Source organism: Streptomyces sp. NPDC058092, assembly GCF_042884935.1.
Classification (GTDB): domain Bacteria; phylum Actinomycetota; class Actinomycetes; order Streptomycetales; family Streptomycetaceae; genus Streptomyces.
Genome location: NZ_JBHVSY010000015.1, coordinates 1 through 20,064, shown reverse-complemented (window position 1 = coordinate 20,064; position 20,064 = coordinate 1). Strand labels below are relative to the sequence as shown.

The 20,064-nt window shown below is 68.5% G+C and carries 9 protein-coding genes and 3 pseudogenes; 9 read left to right on the top strand and 3 right to left on the bottom strand.

Annotated elements, in window-relative coordinates; all coding sequences use genetic code 11:
- Positions 1–121 precede the first annotated feature (121 nt).
- The 5 genes and pseudogenes from ACFVV1_RS23935 to ACFVV1_RS23915 form a co-directional block, all read left to right on the top strand.
- Positions 122–1,933 (top strand): exo-alpha-sialidase, encoded by a 1,812-nt coding sequence (locus ACFVV1_RS23935; RefSeq protein ID WP_389992596.1) that lies wholly within the window; start codon positions 122–124, stop codon positions 1,931–1,933.
- Positions 1,930–3,990, top strand: coding sequence for a family 20 glycosylhydrolase (locus ACFVV1_RS23930; protein ID WP_389992593.1), 2,061 nt, complete (start codon positions 1,930–1,932; stop codon positions 3,988–3,990). The genes ACFVV1_RS23935 and ACFVV1_RS23930 overlap by 4 nt, the downstream gene beginning before the upstream one ends.
- Positions 3,991–4,419: 429 nt before the next feature.
- Positions 4,420–5,181 (top strand): annotated as a pseudogene (locus ACFVV1_RS23925) (hypothetical protein); the annotation flags it as partial.
- A gap of 189 nt (positions 5,182–5,370) precedes the next feature.
- Positions 5,371–7,197, top strand: a complete 1,827-nt coding sequence (locus tag ACFVV1_RS23920; RefSeq protein WP_389992956.1) for an acyl-CoA dehydrogenase — start codon at positions 5,371–5,373, stop codon at positions 7,195–7,197.
- A 56-nt stretch (positions 7,198–7,253) separates the two neighbouring features.
- A pseudogene (locus ACFVV1_RS23915) lies at positions 7,254–7,670 on the top strand (chloramphenicol phosphotransferase); the annotation flags it as partial.
- A gap of 234 nt (positions 7,671–7,904) precedes the next feature.
- Here the strand turns inward: ACFVV1_RS23915 and ACFVV1_RS23910 are convergent.
- Together ACFVV1_RS23910 and ACFVV1_RS23905 are read right to left on the bottom strand one after the other, a co-directional pair.
- Positions 7,905–9,113, bottom strand: coding sequence for an MFS transporter (locus ACFVV1_RS23910; protein ID WP_389992590.1), 1,209 nt, complete (start codon positions 9,111–9,113; stop codon positions 7,905–7,907).
- 87 nt (positions 9,114–9,200) lie between these two features.
- Positions 9,201–9,512 (bottom strand): ArsR/SmtB family transcription factor, encoded by a 312-nt coding sequence (locus tag ACFVV1_RS23905; protein WP_389992587.1) that lies wholly within the window; start codon positions 9,510–9,512, stop codon positions 9,201–9,203.
- Positions 9,513–9,997: 485 nt separating this feature from the next.
- Between ACFVV1_RS23905 and ACFVV1_RS23900 the strand changes: the two are divergent.
- Positions 9,998–10,616 (top strand): annotated as a pseudogene (locus ACFVV1_RS23900) (GNAT family N-acetyltransferase).
- A 219-nt stretch (positions 10,617–10,835) separates the two neighbouring features.
- A complete protein-coding gene (locus ACFVV1_RS23895) occupies positions 10,836–11,078 on the top strand; it encodes an ATP-binding cassette domain-containing protein (RefSeq protein ID WP_389992584.1) in 243 nt (80 codons plus the stop codon).
- Between the two features lie 597 nt (positions 11,079–11,675).
- On the opposite strand, the gene ACFVV1_RS23890 is transcribed toward ACFVV1_RS23895, so the two are convergent.
- Positions 11,676–15,905, bottom strand: coding sequence for a S8 family serine peptidase (locus tag ACFVV1_RS23890; RefSeq protein WP_389992581.1), 4,230 nt, complete (start codon positions 15,903–15,905; stop codon positions 11,676–11,678).
- A gap of 91 nt (positions 15,906–15,996) precedes the next feature.
- On the opposite strand from ACFVV1_RS23890, the gene ACFVV1_RS23885 reads away from it, so the two are divergent.
- Both ACFVV1_RS23885 and ACFVV1_RS23880 read left to right on the top strand, forming a co-directional pair.
- On the top strand, positions 15,997–16,959 hold the full coding sequence (locus ACFVV1_RS23885) for a helix-turn-helix domain-containing protein (RefSeq protein WP_389992578.1): 963 nt from the start codon (positions 15,997–15,999) through the stop codon (positions 16,957–16,959).
- A gap of 38 nt (positions 16,960–16,997) precedes the next feature.
- Positions 16,998–19,076 carry a prolyl oligopeptidase family protein gene (locus ACFVV1_RS23880; RefSeq protein WP_389992576.1) on the top strand — a complete coding sequence of 693 codons (2,079 nt, stop codon included), beginning with the start codon at positions 16,998–17,000 and terminating at the stop codon, positions 19,074–19,076.
- Positions 19,077–20,064 lie beyond the last annotated feature (988 nt).

The window sequence follows — 20,064 nt, the reverse complement described above, 5'->3', positions numbered from 1 at the left end:
TTGACGTGTGGTCTACACCACTATACGTTCCGACGCGTATGAACATCTGACGTCTGAGGTCCGGTGTCCTGGTGTTTGTCGAAGCGCCCGAGCGCCGGTCCCCTGGGAGGGGTTCCGCTTCATGAAACGTCTAGTCACCGGGCTGCTCGCGACCACCGTTCTGACCGGCCTGGCCGTCGTCCCGGCGCAGGCCGACGGCCCGACCGGTACCGGCCACGAGAACCGCCTCGTTCAGCAGGACCTCGCCGACCGGGGCGAAGGAGGCTTCCCCCAGTACCGCATACCCGCGCTCACCACGACCGTCGACGGCACACTCGTCGCCGCGTACGACGGACGGCCGGACATGGCCGACGTACCGAGCAACATCGCGCTCGTGATCCGGCGGAGCACGGACGGCGGCCGCACCTGGCAGCCCCAGCAGATCGTTCGTCAGGACGACGCGCCTCGGGGATACGGCGACCCGAGCCTGCTCGTGGACCGCCGGACCGGCAGGGTCTTCCTCTTCTACGCGGCCTCTGTCAACCAGGGATACACCGGCTCGGGCACGGGGACCGACCACGACGACCCGAACGTCCTGCAAGCGGACTACAGCTACTCGGACGACGACGGACTCACCTGGAAGCACCGCCGGATCACCTCGGAGATCAAAACCCCCGGCTGGGGCGGGATGTTCGCCTCCTCCGGCGAGGGCATCCAACTGCGGTACGGCCGGTACGCCGGGCGTCTGATCCAGCAGTACACGGTCCGACACCAGGGCGGCAATTACGCGGCCAGCGCCTACAGCGACGACCACGGCGAGACCTGGCACATGGGACAGCTCGTCGGCCCCGGTGCCGACGAGAACAAGACCGTGGAGCTCTCCGACGGCACCGTCATGCTCAACATCCGCTCCGCGCCCTACCGCAAGGTCGCCGTCTCGCACGACGGCGGCATCACCTACGAAGGACTCCGCCAGGACACCCAGTTGACCGACCCGGGCAACAACGGGGCCATCATGCGTTATGCACCCGACGCACCGGCATCCGACCCCCGGTCGAAATGGCTGGTCTTCAGCAACACCGAGGACAACGGCATACGGCGCAACCTCACCGTGAAGATGTCCTGCGACGAGGGCAGGACATGGCCCGTCAAACGAGTCCTGGACCCGGGCGCCGCCGGCTACTCGACCATCACCCCGCTGCCCCGCGGCGGCATCGGCATGCTCTACGAGCGGGCCGGATACCGCTACATGACCTACGCAGGCTTCGATCTGAAATGGCTGGGCGGCGTCTGCGCCCCGGTCACCCTCCGAACCCCCGAACCGCTGGTGGCGGGGGAGAGTACCGATATCACCGTGTCCGTAACCAACCAGGCGCAAAGGACCACCGCAGCCGGCAGGCTGGACCTCGGTCTCCCGTCGGGCTGGACCTCCAGCGGTGAGGTCGCTGTGCCACCGATCGCCCCCGGCAGGACCGCGGAGGTCACCGTACGGGTCACAGCCGCGAGGACCGCGGCCGGCCGTGTCCCGGTGACGGCCGTCTACCGCACGGCGAACACCCACTCCTCTGGGACGGGAACCATCGACGTCACGGCCGACCCGGCGGCCCCCGCTCGGCCGTCGCTGTCGGCACTCCCTGTCCTCGACCATTACGACGCGGCAGGCGGCCAGGGGATCACCGGCGACGTGATGACGTACTGGACACGGGTGGCGAACATCGGAAACACGGTGCTCACCGATGTCACCGTCACCGGCAACATGGGCAACCTGCCCACCTGCCGGTACTCCAGCCTGGCCGCCGGACAGTCCTACGTCTGCCGCACCGCCAGGGTCACCGTCACCGAAGCCGATGTCGAACGGGGCTACTTCACCCCAGAAGTCACCGTGACCGGCCTCGCCCCCGATGGCACCCGGGCGACCACCACGGTCACCGGCGACCGCGTGGACCTGCGATGAACGGCCTCAGCCGCCGGGCCCGGGGCCCCCACCGCATGACGCTCGCCCTGACGGTGCTGGTCATCGGCGCACTGATCACTCCCGTCGTCGCACAGCCACCCGCCGTGGCAGCCGCCCCCGAACCACGAGACCGGACGGCAAGGACCCGAGCGGTCAACCCCGCGCCGGCGGTGCTGCCCAGCCTGCAGGAGTGGCGAGGCGGCAAAGGCGACTGGCAGCTCACCGGGAGCAGCCGGATCCTGATCGACCGGGCAGAGGCCGACGAACTGACGGAGACCGCACGGACCTTCGCCGCCGATCTGTCCGGCCGGTCCGGGCGCACGATCCCTGTGTCGACAGGATCTCCGCGCCCGGGCGACCTCGTCCTCACAGCTCGCACGGACGACCGCGGACTGGGCACCGAGGGCTACCGGCTGACGTCCGCAGCCGCCCTGACCATCGAGGCGTCCACACCGGTCGGCGTCTTCTACGGCACGCAGACCGTGCAGCAGATCCTCAAGGCCGATCCTCAGCACGCTCGCATCCCCAAGGGCATGGCCCGGGACTGGCCGCGCATGGCGCAGCGTGCCCAGATGCTCGACGTGGGGCGCAAGTACTACCCGATGAGTTACCTCAAGTCGCAGATCCGCCTCATGGCATGGCAGAAACTCAACACCTTCCATCTGCATCTGACCGACTGGCGGGGCTTCCGCATCCGTACGGAGAAGTTCCCGGGTCTCGCCGCAAAGGAGTCGTACTCGGCGGCCGATCTGCGAGAACTGCAGGACTACGCCCGCCGCTACCACGTCGAGATCATCCCCGAGGTCGACCTTCCGGGACACGCCACGCCGATCACCGCCTACGATCCCGCACTGCGCTTCTCCTGCCCGTCGATGGACAAGTCCCAGTGGCCGGGAGGTGAATCGGGCGGCTGGACCCTCGACATCACCAAGGAACACACCCGCCGCTTCGTCCACGACCTGCTCGAAGAGATCATCCCCATGTTCGACAGCCGGTACTTCCACGTCGGCGGCGACGAAATCGGCTACGACAACGTCAAGAACGCCTGTCCCGAACTCGTCGCTTACCAGAAGGAACGCGGCTTCACCCACCCGGGCGATGTGTTCGTGGACTTCCTCAACACGCTCAACCGCCAGGTCCGCAGTCACGACAGGACGACCGAGGCCTGGGAGTGGTGGAACGTCTACGGGCAGAAGAGCAGCATCGCACCCGACAAGAACATCGTGATCGACACCTGGGTCAACGAGGACCCCGCCGCGCTCGCGGCCCAGGGGTACCACGTCGTCGCCACCCCGGAGCAGCGGCTCTACGTGAGTCCCGGCTTCGGACGGCAGCCCGGTGCCTACGGCTATGTCGACGTGCGTGCCGTCTACGAGGACTACGAATTCCCGACGCCCAAGAACGTCAACGGCTACAAAGCGGCCCGCTGGCCCGACAACGCGGAGCACCAGAGCCCCGAGTGGTTCGACTTCTTCGCCCGGCGCCCTCTCCAGGTGTTGGCGGAGCGCACCTGGGGCGGCCCTCGCTCGGCGACGGTGTGGGAGTTCTTCGCACGCGCCGACGCCATAGGGGGTCCGTCCCCGACGGAGCCGACCGCATTGCCCAAGTCGCGGATGCGGGTGACATCCGCGGACAGTGAGGAGACCGCTGCCGAGCCGGGTGGGGCGGCCAACGTGCTCGACAACAATCCGTACACGCAATGGCACACGTCCTACTCGCCCACCCCGGCCGCGCCGCCCCACGAGATCACGGTGGACACCGGCGGACACCATCGCATTGCCGGATTCCGGTACCTCCCGAGACAGGACGGCGGCACCAACGGCAGGGTGCGGGACTACGAGTTCAGCGTGAGCAACGACGGGAGCACCTGGCGCACGGTCGCCACGGGGAGCTTTGCCGACGACCAGACGGAGAAGGAGGTGACCTTCGAGGTGACGACGGCCCGTCACATCCGTCTCCGCGCGCTGTCCGCCGTGGACGACGGCCCGTTCACCTGCATGGCCGAGCTCACCGTGCTCGGAGCGGCTGCCGTTCTGGACGGGTACGGCACGCGGTAGCCGCCGGAGTGCCCCTGTTATGCCCTCAGCGCCTGATCCTTCGCGAGCAGGCGCTGCAGGGCGACGGGCGACTCCTCAACCGAGTCAACGAACGTGAGCGGCAACGGCATCGGCCTCCGCCGTCGCCCGGACGGAGGCCGAACGCCTGCTGCTGTCACGCAGGCTGGAGGCCCCGCCCTTGGCCATGTCCGCCCGCATGGCCAGGCGTTGGACAAACCTGGCCACACCATGGTTCGTCCTCGACCTCACCCCTGACCAGCTCCGCCGCACCCTCACCTGACGTACAGGGAAAGGACCCGGAGACGATGTCCATCACGGGCACCGGCAACGGTGGCCTGACCGCGCGCCCGGGCGGCGCCCGGTGGTGCTGGGAGAGCCGGATCTCCGGCGGCGGGTATGACGACGAATCCGCTGAACAGCGGCCGGTGCCGCCGCAAGGCGAAGGACCGCACCGCCAACCACCGGCGGGCCGTGGAGCAGGTCGCCGAACTGCAAGGCAAGGTGCGCCGTCAGCGCTTGGACCACGCGCACAAGGCCGCCCTCGGTCTGGTCCGCGCGCACGACTTCATCGCGCACGAAGATCTCAAGATCCGCAACATGAGCAGGGTCCCCGCCTCCAGGCCGGACCCCGACCGGCCGGGCACTTTCCTGCCCAACGGTGCCGCCGCGAAGGCCGGGCTGAACCGCTCGATCAACGATGCCGGTTGGGGGGTGTTCCTGACGATCCTGCACGCAAAGGCTGAAAGCGCCGGGCGGGAAGTGATCGCCGTCATCTGGATCGTGGGGGTCGCGATCAGCCGGCGACTGCGTACCCTCACCATCGCATCCGTACTGCTGGTCGCCGCTGCGGCCGCCGCCCTGGCGGTGCCGGCCGGCAGCCCCGCTCTCGTCTACGTGGCGGTGGTTCTGTGGGGGCCCGGCTGGGGAGCCGCCCCCGCCCTCCTGCAGACCGCGGCGGGCGAGGCGGCGGGCGACGAGGCGGACGCGGCGCAGGGCGCGCAGGCCATGCTCGTCACACTGTGGAACGCGGCCATGGCCGTTGGCGGAGTCGTGGGCGGCGTCCTGCTGGACGTCTTCGGCTCAACGGCCTTGCCATGGAGCTTACTTGTGCTCATGTTGCCCGTTGCGGCAGTGGTGACCGCCGCCCGCGCACACGGATTCCCGGCGAGGCGTGCGAGCGCGACTCGGTGAAGGTCCCGCAACCGGTCTGAGTCCGTCACCGGTGTTCGGGTTCACTCGGTCGGAAGCCAGGCATGACGGAGCCGGTCCAGAAGGTCACCCGCACCTCGAAACGGCGCCATTACCATCATTCAAGTGATCTCAATCGTGTTGATCATCACGCCGTGCTGACTGAGCATATGGGCTAGCGTTCGAAACGTGATCACCACCTCACTCCCCTCTGACCAGGCCTCTTCTACCGTTGCAGCGCTGACGCGGGCGCTCTTCGGCGAACGACTGGATGAGCTCCACCAGCCCTGGCGCAAGCTGTTCAGTACTGAGCCATTCAGCTTCAGGGAAGGGCTGTCACCTGATGAACGTGCCGCACTGTCCTACGCGCGTTTACATCTGATCAACGACGCGCTCGACAGCCCCGAGGAATTCGTGGTCGACGTGGAACGACTCGCGGCACTCCACGAATGGGTCGGCCCGGTGGACGCAGGATTGGGAACAGTGGCGAGCATCCACTACAACCTCTTCCTCGGCAGCCTCCTCGACCACACGTCGGGTCCGAACAGAGATCTGCGGGAGTTTGTCGAGCTGCGGCGTACAGGAACATTTCTGTGTACGGAGGTTGGGCACGGCAACAGCGCCTCGCAACTGGAGACCACCGCCACGTATGACCGAACCGCGGGCGAGTTCGTGCTGAACACTCCCAGTGAGGCCGCCCGCAAGTTCATGCCGAACACCAGCTCTACCGGCGGTCCCAAAACTGGTGCCGTCGCCGCCCGTCTCATCATGGATGGCAAGGACCAGGGCGTCTTCCTGTTTCTCGCTCAGCTCAGCGACGAGACCGGGCTCCCGATGCCAGGAGTCGAGATACGCAGGCTGCCGCAGACAGCCACCGCCCCTGTCGACCACTGCATCACATCCTTTGACAACGTCCGTCTGCCACAAGAAGCGCTTCTGCAGTCCGGCCACGGACGCCTCACACCGGAAGGCGTCTTCACCAGTTCGATCGGCAGCCCCCGGAAGCGCTTTCTGCACTCCATCGGCCGCGTCACCGCCGGCAAGCTCTGTATGAGCGCCTACAGCCTCGGTGTCACACGCCACGCTCTCGCTGTAGCCGTACGGCATGCCCACGCGAGGCAGACTTCCGGCGTGACAGCGGGCGGCAGCGTTCCGCTGTTTGCTCACCGCAGCCACCAAACTCCGCTCCTCGACGCCATCGCCACCACCTACGCCGCGACTCTCCTGCACCGCGCCGCGGTACGGCAGTGGGCGCAGGCAACGGAGTCGGAACGGGAGGACGCTGAGCGGTTCGCAGCCATAGTCAAGGGCTGGATCACTTGGCGGGCCCGCGCTGTCATGACTGAGTGCCGCGAACGCTGCGGTGCGCAGGGGCTCTTCTTGGCCAACGGAATCGCGGGCCAGTTGGCAGCCAACGAGGGAACCATCACAGCGGAGGGTGACAACCTCGTCATCTGGGTCAAGGCTGCCGGCGAAATGCTTCTTGGACACTTCACTCCCAAGGAGCCCCATGATGCGCCGCCCGAGGCTCGCGACCTCGACGATCCGGTCTTCCTTCAAGACCTGTTGGCGGACATCGAACGCATCTGGCACCAGCGTGCGCGTACACGCCTGCGCAGCGGAACGGCCGGCAATCCACTCAACCGATGGAACAACACCGTCACATCGGCTCTGGAACTGGTCGACGCCTACGCACACCGCCAGGCTGCCCAAGCTCTTCTGGACGCCGCCATCCAGGCTCCTCACCCTGAAGCGCAGCGGCAGTTGGGTTTGCTGCACCGCCTGTTCACCCTGCGCCGTGTGGCGGCTCACAGTGGAGACCTGCTTGCGGAGGGGTACCTGACCAGTGCGCAGGTGAGGCAGCTCCCCGACGCGGCCGAGAGTGTCGTCGCAGACCTCGCACCCGAGGCCTTGACCCTGACGAACGGATTCGCCGTTGTGGAGGAAGTTCTCCTCGACCATCCCATCAACCGTCCTGCTGCCTTCGATGGCATCGAAGGCAGCCTGCTACCGCGGTGACAGCCTCGGAGTGAGATCTCCGCGCCGTGCGCACGGCGGCGTCGCGCCGGGAATGGATCCAGGCGATGCCCGCGTCCACGCGTGCGTCGGAGGCGGGCATCGAGTTCGCTCCGGACGGTGAGGTGATTGTCGGCCCCGAGTTCCGTACGTTGGAGACGGCGTGGATCGAGGGGGTCGCCACGATGGCCCGTGCCGGAGCCAGGGTCGTCGTCGAAGAAATCTTTCTCGGCGGGGTGGCGTCCCAGCAGCGATGGTGGAAGGCGCTTGGCGGGGTGCGGGTGTTGTGGGTCGGTGTCCGGTGCGAGAGTGCGGTTGCCGCAGCCCGTGAGGTCGCGCGCGGCGACCGGGTCACGGGAATGGCGGCATCGCAGGCGGACGTGGTCCTCCAGGGCGTGATCCACGACCTGGAGGTGGACACGACGCGGAGTGAGTCCATGGAGTGCGCGCGGATCCTCGCCGACCGCGTCGAGTGATCCGTTGGGTTGCTGTTTCGCCGCCAGCCGGTATCCGGCGATGGTGGTCGGATCGTCTCCCGCGAGCGGCTGGAAGACCGGTGACGCACCGCCCGGCTCCGGCTGCTGACCGCTCATCAATTCACTTGTCCCCCGAAGAGCGCCGATATCGAAGCGCACCCTGTCCAAGGACGACCGTCGGCGTCCGTTCCGACGAGGAGTCCACGGGAGCCCCGATGACCGGCTCCGGTCGTCTCAGCTCCGGACGTCTCCGAGTGTCCGCATCTCCTGGCCGGTGGGCGGCGTCTGTCGCGCACCGGCGTGGTCCAGTCCCAGCCGCAGAGCCATGACAATCAGCGCGGCGACCGCGAAGCCGCTCCCTGCCCAGGCGAGTTGACGGGCGCCGTACTCAGTCATGACCCATCCCCCGACCGCGGTTCCGACGGTGATGCCTAGGTTCGAGAACGAGATGAAGAGGCTGTTGCCGAACTCGGGCGCGTCGACGGCGTCCCTTCCCAGCCAGCTCTGGCTCACGATGAGCCCGCCGGAGTGCACGGCCCCCCAGGCCAGTACGGCCAGGACCATCGGCGCGAACAGCGGGCCGACGGCGTACAGGAGCACGTAGACGAGCAGACACAGAACGGGGTAGGCGACCACCGTACGAATCGGATTGCGCCGCAACAGCCCACCGAAGACGAAGTTCCCAAGGATCATGATGACGCCGAACGCCATCAGCATGGCGCTGACCCACGTCCCATCCATGTGCGTGACCTGGCCGAGGTACTCGGCGAAGTAGCCGTAGACCGAGAACATCGCCGCGAAGACGAGGACGACCGACGCGATGGTCAGCCACATCCGGGACCGCTTGAGAACGCTCAACTGGGCACCGTAGGACGCCCGTTGCCCAACAGGCATCGACGGTACGAACCGCAGGATTCCGAGGAAGGCGATCAGGTTGACGAGCGCACCGAACCAGAACGCCGACGCCAGGGACACATGCTCGGCGAGGTACGAGGTCAGCGGCACACCGAAGGCGAAGCCGACGGTGACTCCGCCGAACACGGTCGTTGTGGCCCGGGTCGCGTCCCCGGCCGGCACCAGCCGTGCGGCTGTCGCGAGCGCGACCGCGAAGAACACCGGATGGAAGAGGGCGGGAACGACGCGGAAGGCCAGCATCACCTCGTACTGCGTGGTGAGTGCGTAGACGGCGTTGGAGACAGCGAACACCGCGATTGCGACGGCGAGCACCCTCTTGCGGTCGACGCCGGAGGCGAGAAGCGTCGTGAACGGCCCGGACACGGCGATGACCAGGGCAAAGACGCCGACGAGCCACCCCGCGGCGGACGGCGTGACATCGAGCTCGGCCGAGACCTGGGGGAGCACGCCGACCATGCCCATCTCGGTGGTGATGATCCCGAATACACCGAGGGCGAGCACCAGGACGGTGAGGGAGGTCTTTCTCATCGCAACCCTTCATCAAATCTAGAAACGTAGATACATTAAACTCTGGGAGAGTGCATGTGCGCGGAAATCGGCTGGGCTACAGGTGGGCTACAGCTCGTCGCGGACGTGTGCGGCGAACTCGGCGATGACCGGCTCATTGCGTCGGTAGTATGTCCACTTGCCGATGCGCTCCGAAGTGAGCAGCCCCGCGTCCTTCAGGGTCTGCAGATAGCTGGACACCACCGACTGTGCCAGCCCGGCACGCTTCTGGATGTCGCCGACGCACACGCCGATGTGGAAGCCGAGCCCCTGCTGTCGGTAGGAGTCCTCGTCGAAGTAGTTCGCCGGATCCTTGAGCCACTGCATGAACTGCAGGCGCGCGGGATTGGCGAGCGCCTTGTGTACGGCCAGGGGATTCATCGGTCTGCCTCTCCGTTCACCTCTCCAGGGAACGCATCTAGCTTTCGCGATATGTAGCCGCTAGTCAAATCGATCCCCGCCGCCCACTCCATCCGCGAGGCGTGGCCAGGCGAACCCGGCGAAAGGGTCCGATCTCCAAGGAGTCGGAACGATCTTTCCTTGCCCCCGGTCGGTCTCGCTGAGCTCATGGGCCTCGGCTGCGGCCGCCCTGGACCCAGAGCCTGTTCGATGGCCCCCGTGCGGCAGCACGCCCGGCGATCGGAAACCCGCTGACTCATCCCGGTCACAGCACCAGGTGTTCTGTCCGATGAGTTGGGTGAGGGTCCTGTCGGGCAGACCGTAGCCGCGCAACTCATGACTGCTGCTGAATCGCCTGGCTGCGTCTCTTCGTGCTGACCTCCCGTACCAGAGCCGTCCCGTTGTCACCGTGAGCGGACCAGGGACCCGCCCCCGCGATCCAAGATCATCGGATGCAGAATGTCCGTATGCCGATAGAGAACATGCCGAAGACGGCAACGATCGAGGATGCTGCACCGATCAGTCGCTCCCTGGCCCGCGCCTTCGACGATGACCCGATGATGCGCTGGTTCTTCCCCGACGACTCCTCGCGCGAGGCATCACTGGGCAGTTACTTCACCACGATCTTCACCCGGCAGTACGTCCACAACAGCGTGTGCGAGTGCACCGAGGCCGCGGCGGCCTTCTGGGTACCGCCGGAGGCGCAGGCCAAGGCCGTTCCCGACGCGGAAACCATCCAGGAGCTAGAACATTCTCGGCGACCGGGCTGGGCTGTTCAGGGACGCCGTCGAGACGGCCGCCAAGCACACGCCCCAGGAACCGCACTGGTACCTGGCGCTGATCGGAGCCGACCCCGCGGCCCAGGGCCAGGGACAGGGCGCCGCTCTGCTGCGCTCGGGGCTGGCCAAGGCCGATGCGGCGGGCCTGCCCGCCTATCTGGAGTCCTCCAAAGCGTCCAACCTCCCCTTCTACGAACACTTCGGCTTCACCGTGCGTGAAGAGGTGCGGCTGCCGGGGGACGGGCCGGTGCTGTGGGCGATGTGGCGCGAGCCGCACCGTCCGCTCAACGCCTGGCTTGATCTTTGATCTCGGGAGTAGAACGGCTTCTCGTGCTTGATCACACGATCTGGTAACTGCCGTATATGCAGGCGGCCTTCGGCTGAGCACGTGTTCCGACCAAGGAACACACACGCCCAGCACGAAGGCCGTGGGGATGAGTCTGTTGCATCACGCTGTCCGGCAGGAACGTTTGCGGAGCTGTCACGCCTCCCTGCGTTGTTCTGCGGGACGTGGTGAGCCCCTCGTGTGGTTGACCCGCCCAGGGGCGTCGGGTGTGGCCCGTACGCCCTACCCTGCGCGGAACCCCACCACTTCACCCTGACCCCACGCACGGACACCCTCACCATCGCCCGTGGCGAGGTCGTCGGACTGGTCGGAGAATCCGGATCGGGCAAGTCGATGACGGCCCGTTCCGTCACCCGGCGCACGCCCCCGGAGCCTGTCTCGGCGGACCCACCGACTTCGACGGCCAGTCCATCCTCGACCTGACACCCCGTGGACTACGCGCCCTGCGGACCAGCCGGATCGCGATGATCTACCGGGACTCTCGCGCACACATCAACTCGGTCCGCACCACAGGTGACTTCCTCACCGAAGCCGTGGTCACCAACCTGTCGGTGACATCCCGCAAGGCACGCACCACAGCCCTGCGGCTGCTCGCCGACGTCGGCATCACCAACGGCGTGCACCGCATGTCCCGGACAAGGCGGTGGCGGCGCTGGACGTATCGTTCCGGGCACAGGTCCCCAACCTCCTTGCCGACATCCGCGAGCGGAGTGGCATCAGCCATGGGTTCATCTCCCACGACCCGGCCGTCGTCCATCGGATCAGCGACGGGCGATCGTGATGTCCGGCAGCCGGGTGGTGGAGCGCGGCCCGACAGCGCAGCTTCTGCGCGCGCCGGAAACGGACTGCACCAAGGCATTGCCGGCCGCAGTACCCGACCCGGGCTGGAAGCTGTACCGAATCCGCCGCTGAAGCGCCCGCGCTGGGCGGCCCGGCCGTCGTGGTCGTTCCACCGGCCGCGTCAACGCGTGGACCGGGCGCCCGGACAGAGGTTCCGTCCGGGCGCCCGGTCCGTAGTGATCAGTGGTGCAGGTTGAGACGGTGCACGCCGCCGTCGACGGTGCCGACGTAGAGCGTGCGGCCGTCGGGGCTCGCGGCCAGTTTGGTGGTGTCGGTGTTCTGCAGGCCGGTGGAGATGTTGTGCCAGCTCAGACCGTGGTCGGTGCTGCGCAGTACGCCGCGGCCGCCTTGCAGGAGGCCGCTGGCCCCGGAGCTGGTGGTGGCCGCGTAGAGCGTGTCCTTGACCCGGAGCAGGTCGGAGACATGGATCGCGAGAGGACCGGTGGCCGCGGTGCGGAAGGTCCGGCCGCCGTCGGTGCTGACGCGGACGCTCTCGCCGCCGACGACGAGACGCCGTCCGGCGAGGTCGATCGCGGTCACCGGGCCGTCGGCGACTTTGGTGACGGTCACCCCGCCGTCGTCAGACCGGTAGAGACCGGCGGTGTTGCCGAGCCACAGGCGCAGCGGATTTGCGGGGTCGCCCACGATGGTGCCGAAGGAGCGCTCGTGGTAGAGGTTCTTCCACGTCGCGCCGCCGTCGCTGGTGGCGAACAGCCCCTGGCCCAGAAGGCTTCGGAAGCTGACCATGACCCGGTTCGGGTCGGCGGGGTGGACCAGGAGCGCCGTCGGCACCTCCGCCGAACTGCCCCTCTTCTCCCAGGTGGCACCGCCGTCGCCGCTGCGCTCGACGGTGAATGAGCCGAACGCGGTGCGCCGCACCTTCCAGATCACCTTCGGATCCTTGTCCGACACGGCAAGTTGCGGGACGGTGACGCCCCTCCTGCCCTCGCCGCCCGACTGGCCCCACTCCGGGCTCGCGACGGGAAGGGCGGTGCGGTAGACCGCACTGTCGGTGGCGGCGAGCAGCTGGCCGTCACTGACAGCGAGATCGTTGACGGTCAGTCCCTGGACGCCGATCCGCCGATATCCGGTGCCGTCCGCTGCACCCCGGTAGACACCGTCCTGCTCGCTGGAGACGGTGACGGAACCGTCGGCCCAACGGTCGTAGTCCATCGGTACCGCTGCGCGCGACGGCGCGGCGACCGTGGTCCACGTCTGCCCGTGGTCGCGGCTGAGACGGCCGCTGCCGGACAGTGTGCTCAGGTACAGGTCGTCACCCGAGATGGTCAGGCGGAGGCCGCCGTTCGTCATGGACAGCAGGGTGGTCCAGGTCTCCCCGCCGTCACGGGAACCGACAACTCCCCGGCCCGGGACATACACCGCCACGACCGAGGAGTCGGCGGCCAGCCCGCCGACGCCCCCGCCGGACGGGGCGAAGAGCAGGCGTGCCTCGCCAGGGTTGCCCGAGCCGATGCCGGAGCGGGCCCAGACGCCGTGATACGTCGTCATATAGAGGGTGTCACCGGTGACGGCGGCGGCGGTGACGGCGCCGGTCACACCGGTCGGATACGTCGTCCAGTGGTCGCCCGCGTCCGTGCTGACCAGCAGTGCGTCCGAGGTGACCGCGACCAGGGTGCGGGTCTGTTCATCGGCGGCGAGCGCCGCGATGCGGGTGTCCGGGACGTCGAGCGTGCGCCAGGTCCGCCCGTTGTCATCGGTGCGCAGGATGGCGCCCCGGCGACTGCCGTCGTGAACGCTGTTCACGGCGTACCACCAGCGGTCGGGATTCTTCGCGTCCACCACGAGCGGACCCGTGCCGTCCGCGACGGGCAGTCGTCCCAACTGGCGCCAGGAGGCGCCGTTGTCGGTGGTCAGCCAGGGAGCCGTCTTCTGGTACTGGGTGAGGACGGCCTGCTTCGGCCGGCTCGACGAGAGGGCGATGGAGCCGGCCTGGCCGTTGGGACCTACCGGCTCCCAGCGGTCCCTGCGGCTGTCGACCGGGGTGACCTCGAAGGCGCCGGCTCCGGTGAGCCGCTGCCCGGTGCCGGCGGTGCCGCGTACCGAGACCCGGTAGGCGCCGGCCACGCTGCCGGTCACCTCGGCCCGGTAGTACCCGCTGGCGGGATCGAGCGTGGAAGTGACGTCGACGGCCTTGCCGCGAGGCGGGGTGACGGTGACGACCGGCGGTGCCGCCAGCCGGGTCGGCGGGGCGATGTGCACGGTCGAGTGGCCGTCGCTCGGGTCGGGTGCGGCCTGGACGGCCAGATGCCGGACGGCGAGCAGGTAGGGCACCCCGATCGCCGGTCCCCGGTCGGGAGTCGCCGTGAGACGGCCGCTGATCTCGGTGTCGGTAGTCGGCCGGGCGACGCGCAGCGAGACCGTGACGGTCGCGGTTCCCCCGGCCGGTACGGTGACCCGCTTCGCCGAGACCGTGGCCGGACCGTCGGTCCGCAGCGAGGTCGCGACCGGCCGCGTGCCGGAGTTCCGCAGCGTCACCTTCGCGGTGCCGCCGACGTGACGCCGGGACAGGTCGGCGAGCCCGAACGACACCGACGCCGGTGAGGCGCTGACCGTGGCCGAGGCGGCCGCGGCCGCATCGAGCCGGCCCGAGCCCTGCGTCGTGGGCCCGGTGCCGCTCAGCGGCTTCGCGGTGCCGATCAGCTCGGCCTTGATCTCGGTGGGCGTCCGGCCGGGGTGCAGTTGGCGCAGCAGGGCCGCGGCGCCGGCGACGTGCGGGGCCGCCATCGACGTGCCCGACATGCGGTACTGGCCGGGCCCGTACAGCGACTTGGGCACCGTGGAGCGGATCTCCACACCCGGCGCGACCAGATCGGGCTTCAGACCGAAGCCCTGTGTGGGACCGCGTGAGGAGAACGAGGCGATCCGGTCGGTGGTGTCGGTGCCCCGCAGCGTCACCGAGACGCTCCCGGCGGCGAGCCGGGAGCTCAACTCCGTGTACTGGGTCGAGTCGATGCCCATGACCACCAGGTGGTCCATGCGCAGCGAGTCGCCGGAGGCGTCGATCCGCGCGGGCGATGACGGCACCTGGGCCACTCCCGGCTCAGGGTTCACCTCCGACGGCCGCACCTCTCCCGGTGCTCCGGCGACGAACACCGGGCCGTCGTTGGAGGGCAGGCCGGCCAGCACGGCGATCGCACCGCGCTTCTCCGCCTCCTGCGCCCACTCCACGGCGCTCGCCGTCAGGTACCGCGCGTCGGCGGCGACAAGCATCTGCGCCCGTACGATCTTTCCGCGTACGTCGCCGACCCGCTCCCAGTCCTCGGCGGTGCCCTCGCCGACATCGACGAGCGGCGCCGTGACCGGGTCCTCCGGCGGATTCGCGGACAGGATGCCGCGGTAACTCTGGATCAACTCCGTTTCCCTGCCGGCCAGATAGGCGCTGGGCAGCCGCAGATTGCTCGTCGACGCGCCGACCGAGACCACACCGTCGGCTGTGCCGGGACTGTTGACCGTACCCGTGCCCGGTCCGTCGTTGCCGGCCGCGGCCACCACGACCACACCGGCTCGTACGGCCGCGGTCGCGGCGCGGCCCAGCGGGTCGGTGCCGTCGCCGGGGCCGCCGAGGCTCATGTTGATGACATCGGCGCGGTGCGGGTTGGCCGGATCGGAGGCCGCCTCGATTCCGGCGATGATGTCCGACGTGTAGCCGGAGCCGTCGGCGTCCATCACTTTGTACGCCAGCAGATTCGCGCCGGGCGCCACGCCGGTGACGCCGCCCTTCTCAGCCGCCTTGCCCGCGATGATGCCGGCGACGTGGGTGCCGTGGCCGTTGTCGTCCATCGGGTCCTCGTCACCGTTGACGAAGTCGTGCCCGCCGACGACCTTGTGCCCCTTGCCGAGTCCGCCGCCCAGGTCGGGGTGGGTGTAGTCCACGCCACTGTCCAGGATCGCGACGGTGGTCCCCTTGCCGGTGACGCGACTTCCGGCCGGGTCCTTGCGCTGCCAGACGCCGGGTGCGCCGATCAGCGGCACGCTCACGTCCGTCTTCGTCAGCACCCGGGTGTCGGGGCGGACGGCCGTGACGCCCGGCAGCGAGGACAGCCGCCCCACCTCGGACGCGGGCACCGTCATTGCCACGGCATCGATGAGCAGACCCAGTTTGCGGGTCGCCGAAGGGTGCAGCCCGGCGCTCTTCGCCGAGCCGAGGAATGTCTCCTGCCGCGCGTCGAGCGCGCGGCGGGCGGCGCCGACGCCGCGGGCGGCCTCGGCGGACAGCAGCGATCCACCGGGCGCGGCGGTGACCGCTGGGTTCCCGGACAGTTCGACGAGCACTCGTTGCGACGGATCGGGCGTGGACGCGTTGGCTGCGCCCGGTGTCGCCGCCAACGTGCCGGCGAGAACAACGGCGGCGAGAGCGGCATGACGCGATCTTCGTGACTTCATTGCCATGCGTAAAGGTCCTAGTGGTGAGGGCACTTGCCGCACAACTGATCTACGTGGCCCATTGCTGCCGCTGGCACAACTGGGCCACCATCCGTCCATGACTCCCGACACACCGCAACTCACGGCGGCAGGCATCGATCCGTTCGACGAGAGCGTCTACCGCGCCGTCCTGACCCGGCGGACGGCGGCGCCTGCCGAACTCACCGCGGATCTCGACTGTTCGGCCGAGCGCGTCGCCAGGGCGCTGGACCGGCTCCGTGACCACGGGCTGGTCGGCCGGCTCGCCGGCTCCCGCCGCCGGTACGCCGCGATCGAGCCGGGCGCCGCCGTCGAGGCGCTGGTGCGGGCCAGAAGCAATGAGCTGGAGCGGGTCCGTTCGGCGGCCGACGAGCTGTCCCGGCTGTTCGCCGCCGCGCGCACCGGCGCGACCTATGAGGACGAGGTGGAGATCACCACCGGCAGCGAGGCGCTCGGCCGCTGGTTCGTCCGCCTTCAGCAGGAGGCCCACGAGGACGTGATGACCCTGGACCGGCCGCCGTACGCCCTGACCACCTCCAACCCGGTGGAGGCGACGGCGCTCGGCCGCGGCGTACGGTACCGCGCGGTCTACGCCCCCGAGGCCCTGGAATGGCCGGGCGTCCTCGACGACATCCGCGAGCTGGTCCGGCACGGCGAACAGGCCCGCGTCCTGCCCGGCCTGGGCATCAAACTCGCCATCGCCGACCGCAAGCTCGCCCTGATGCCGCTCTCCCTCGACCTCAACGACGTCCGCGCAGCGGTGATCCGCCCGTCCACCCTGCTCGATGCCCTCACCGGCTACTGGGAAATGTGCTGGAAGCAGGCCCTGCCCCTCAACGCCCCCGCCGAGGACCCCCTCGGTGAGGAGGACCGACTCGTCCTCACGCTCCTGGTCAGCGGACTCAAGGACGAGGCGATAGCCCGCCAGCTCGGCTGGTCCGTCCGCACCATGCGCCGCCGCATCAGCCGCCTGCACGAGCTACTCGGCGCCGCCAACCGCTTCCAGGCCGGAGTGATCGCGGCCCGCCGCGGCTGGTTGTGAGACAGCACGCCGACAGCAGGTGGGGCGACAATGAGTGGATGTGGTCTCGGCGCGCGTTCCATGCCTGCACAATTCGGCTCGTGACCGATGAAGACCCGTACCTGTGGCTGGAAGACATCGAGGGCGAGGCCGCGCTCGAGTGGGTGGCCGAGCGGAACGCCGAGACGGAGGCGGTGCTGGCCGCCGATGCCGGGTTCGCTTCCCTGAAGGAGCGCCTGCGGGAGGTGTTGGACGCTTCGGACCGTATCCCCTACACCGTCCGTCGCGGAGTATTCCTTTACAACTTCTGGCGGGACGCCGGGAACGTGCGTGGTGTGTGGCGGCGTACGACGTTGGAGCAGTACCGCAAGGAGTCTCCTGAGTGGGAGGTCCTTCTCGACGTCGACGCGCTCGTCGCGGCGGAGGGCGAGAAGTGGGCGTGGGCGGGTGCGCGGGTGCGCCATCCCGATTACGACCGGGCACTGGTGTGTCTGTCGCGCGACGGTGGTGACGCCGTTGTGGTCCGGGAGTTCGACCTCGCCAACCGGGCTTTCGTCGATGGCGGGTTCCAGGTGGGGGAGGCGAAGACGCAGATCGGGTGGATCGACGCCGACACCGTCTTCATCGGCACAGACTTCGGGCCGGGCTCACTGACGGACGCCGGATATCCGCGTACGGTCTGCAGGTGGCGACGCGGCACCCCGCTGGAAGAAGCCGACCTGGTCTTCGAGGCCGGGACAGGAGATGTGGCGGCGTGGGGCCGGCACGACACCACACCCGGTTTCGAACTGGACTTCGTCTCCCGGTGGCTGGACTTCTTCCGCAGCGAGATGTACCTCCTGAACCCGGACGCCACGCTCGTCAAGATCGACGTTCCCGACGACGCCAGTGCCTATACCCATCGCCGGCATCTGATCGTCACCTTGAAGTCCGACTGGCTCGGACAGCGGGCGGGCTCCCTACTGGCGTTCGACTTCGACGCCTTCCTGGCGGGTGACCGTACCGCGGAGGTGCTGTTCACTCCGGATGAGCGAACGGCTCTGGCCGGGCACTCCTGGACCCGCCACCATCTGATCCTGGAGACGATGCGCGACGTCAGCACCCGCATCGAGGTCCTCACCCCCACCCCCGGAGGCGGGTGGGCACGCAAGCCGCTCGTGGACGTCCCGGCGCTGTCCGCCGTCACGGTTGCGGACACGGACCCGGACGTCTCCGACGAGTACTTCCTGGACGTGTCGGGGTTCTTGCAGCCGTCTACCCTCCACCACGGGCGGATCGGCGCCGAGTCGGAGATCCTCAAGCAGGCTCCGGCCCGCTTCGACACGGCTGGTCTGGCGGTGGAGCAGTTCTTCGCGACCTCCCGGGACGGCACGCGGGTGCCATACTTCGTGACCGGCCCCGGCCATTCCGACGGGCCCGGACCGGGCCCCGCCCTGCTCTACGGCTACGGCGGCTTCGAGGTCTCCCTCATCCCTTCCTACGACGCGGTGACGGGCCGGGCGTGGCTGGAGCGCGGCGGCACCTACGTGATCGCGAACATCCGAGGTGGCGGCGAGTACGGACCGGACTGGCACCAGGCCGCACTCGGCGCGGACCGGTCACGAGCCTTCGAGGACTTCGCGGCCGTCGCCGCAGACCTCGTCGCGCGGGGCATCACCACCCCGGCCATGCTGGGCGCCGCGGGGGGAAGCAACGGCGGCCTGCTCATGGGCGCGATGATCACCCGTTACCCGCACCTGTTCGGCGCGATCGTAGCTCAGGTACCGCTGCTGGACATGCTTCGCTTTCACAAGCTCCTCTCCGGCGCGTCCTGGACCGCCGAGTACGGCAACCCGGACACCGAAGCCGATCGCCCCCACCTTCGTGCGCTCTCCCCCTACCACCAGCTCACCGCGGACCAGGTCTACCCGCCGGTTCTTCTGACGACCTCCACCCGTGACGACCGCGTCCACCCCGGCCATGCCCGCAAAGCGGCCGCACGTCTGCGCGAGCTCGGTCACCCAGTCCTGCTCCACGAGAACATCGGTGGTGGCCACGCGGGCGCCAGCGACAACGAACAGTCCGCCCACAACAAGGCCCTGGTGCATACCTTCTTGTGGCGGCACCTCACACAACCGGTGCGGTCGGCCGCCGGCTGACCGGGCGGGACGCACCTTCCACTTGATCTGCCTGACAGCGTTACTCGTTCAGGTCAGGATGACCGGGTTGCTGAGCGCCGCCGCGTGCCCGTCCGGACGGAGTACCTCGACACGGACGAACGCCGACTCCGACGTGCTGATATGCCACTCCACGGCACCTGATCCCGAGCCGGGCAACGACGCGCGGTGCGCCCTTCCTTGTTCGGTGTGAAAGCTGACAGCGCCCGAGGGCACACCGCGCACGTCCGCCCCCACCTTGGCGGGCACATCACCTGCCTTCAGCCGATCACCGATTCCGGCGCTCCTGTCACCGGCCGAGGCCGTGAACGACAGCTCGACAGCTGCCGATTCGGCGATCCAGCTTCGGCCGGCCCGGATTCCGGCGAGGATCGCCGTCCCCCTCGGCTCTGGCAGGGCAGCCCGATCGCCTACGAGACTCTCCGAAACGCAACATCGACTACCCAGACACCAGACGCATAACGTGTGGCCAGCATTCGGGGTCAAGCTCCCCCCTCCCACCGAACTCCAAGCCCTGATCAATGCCGTCAGCACCGGCAGACCCCTGGACCTCTACTGCCCGGTCTAACAAACCACCGCTAGGCGCAATACCGGTGATTTAGGTCTTCTTCCGGGAGGTCGGGGCTGGTTTGGTGGGTCCGACGAGGGTGATGACTGGGGTGTCCAGCCTGGGCTGGTTGTTGTGTTCGGTGCGTTTGAGGGCCCAGTTGGACATCTTGCGTTTGATGACACGGGGATTGGAGCGTAACCGCCTTGGTTCCAGGAGCCGTTGACCGATTTCAAGCAGAGTCTGAGCGAGGGCCCGCGTGAGTCGGGAGGGGGGAAAAGCCCGCCTGGGCGGTGACCTGGCGGCGGACAACGCGCACGGCGCGCGAGAAAGAGATCCGGTCCGGATCGTGTCCCTGCTGTCGTGCGGCTCCGTGCATGAGGTCCCGCACGGCATGGTGAACGAGGAGGAACGCGAAGATCT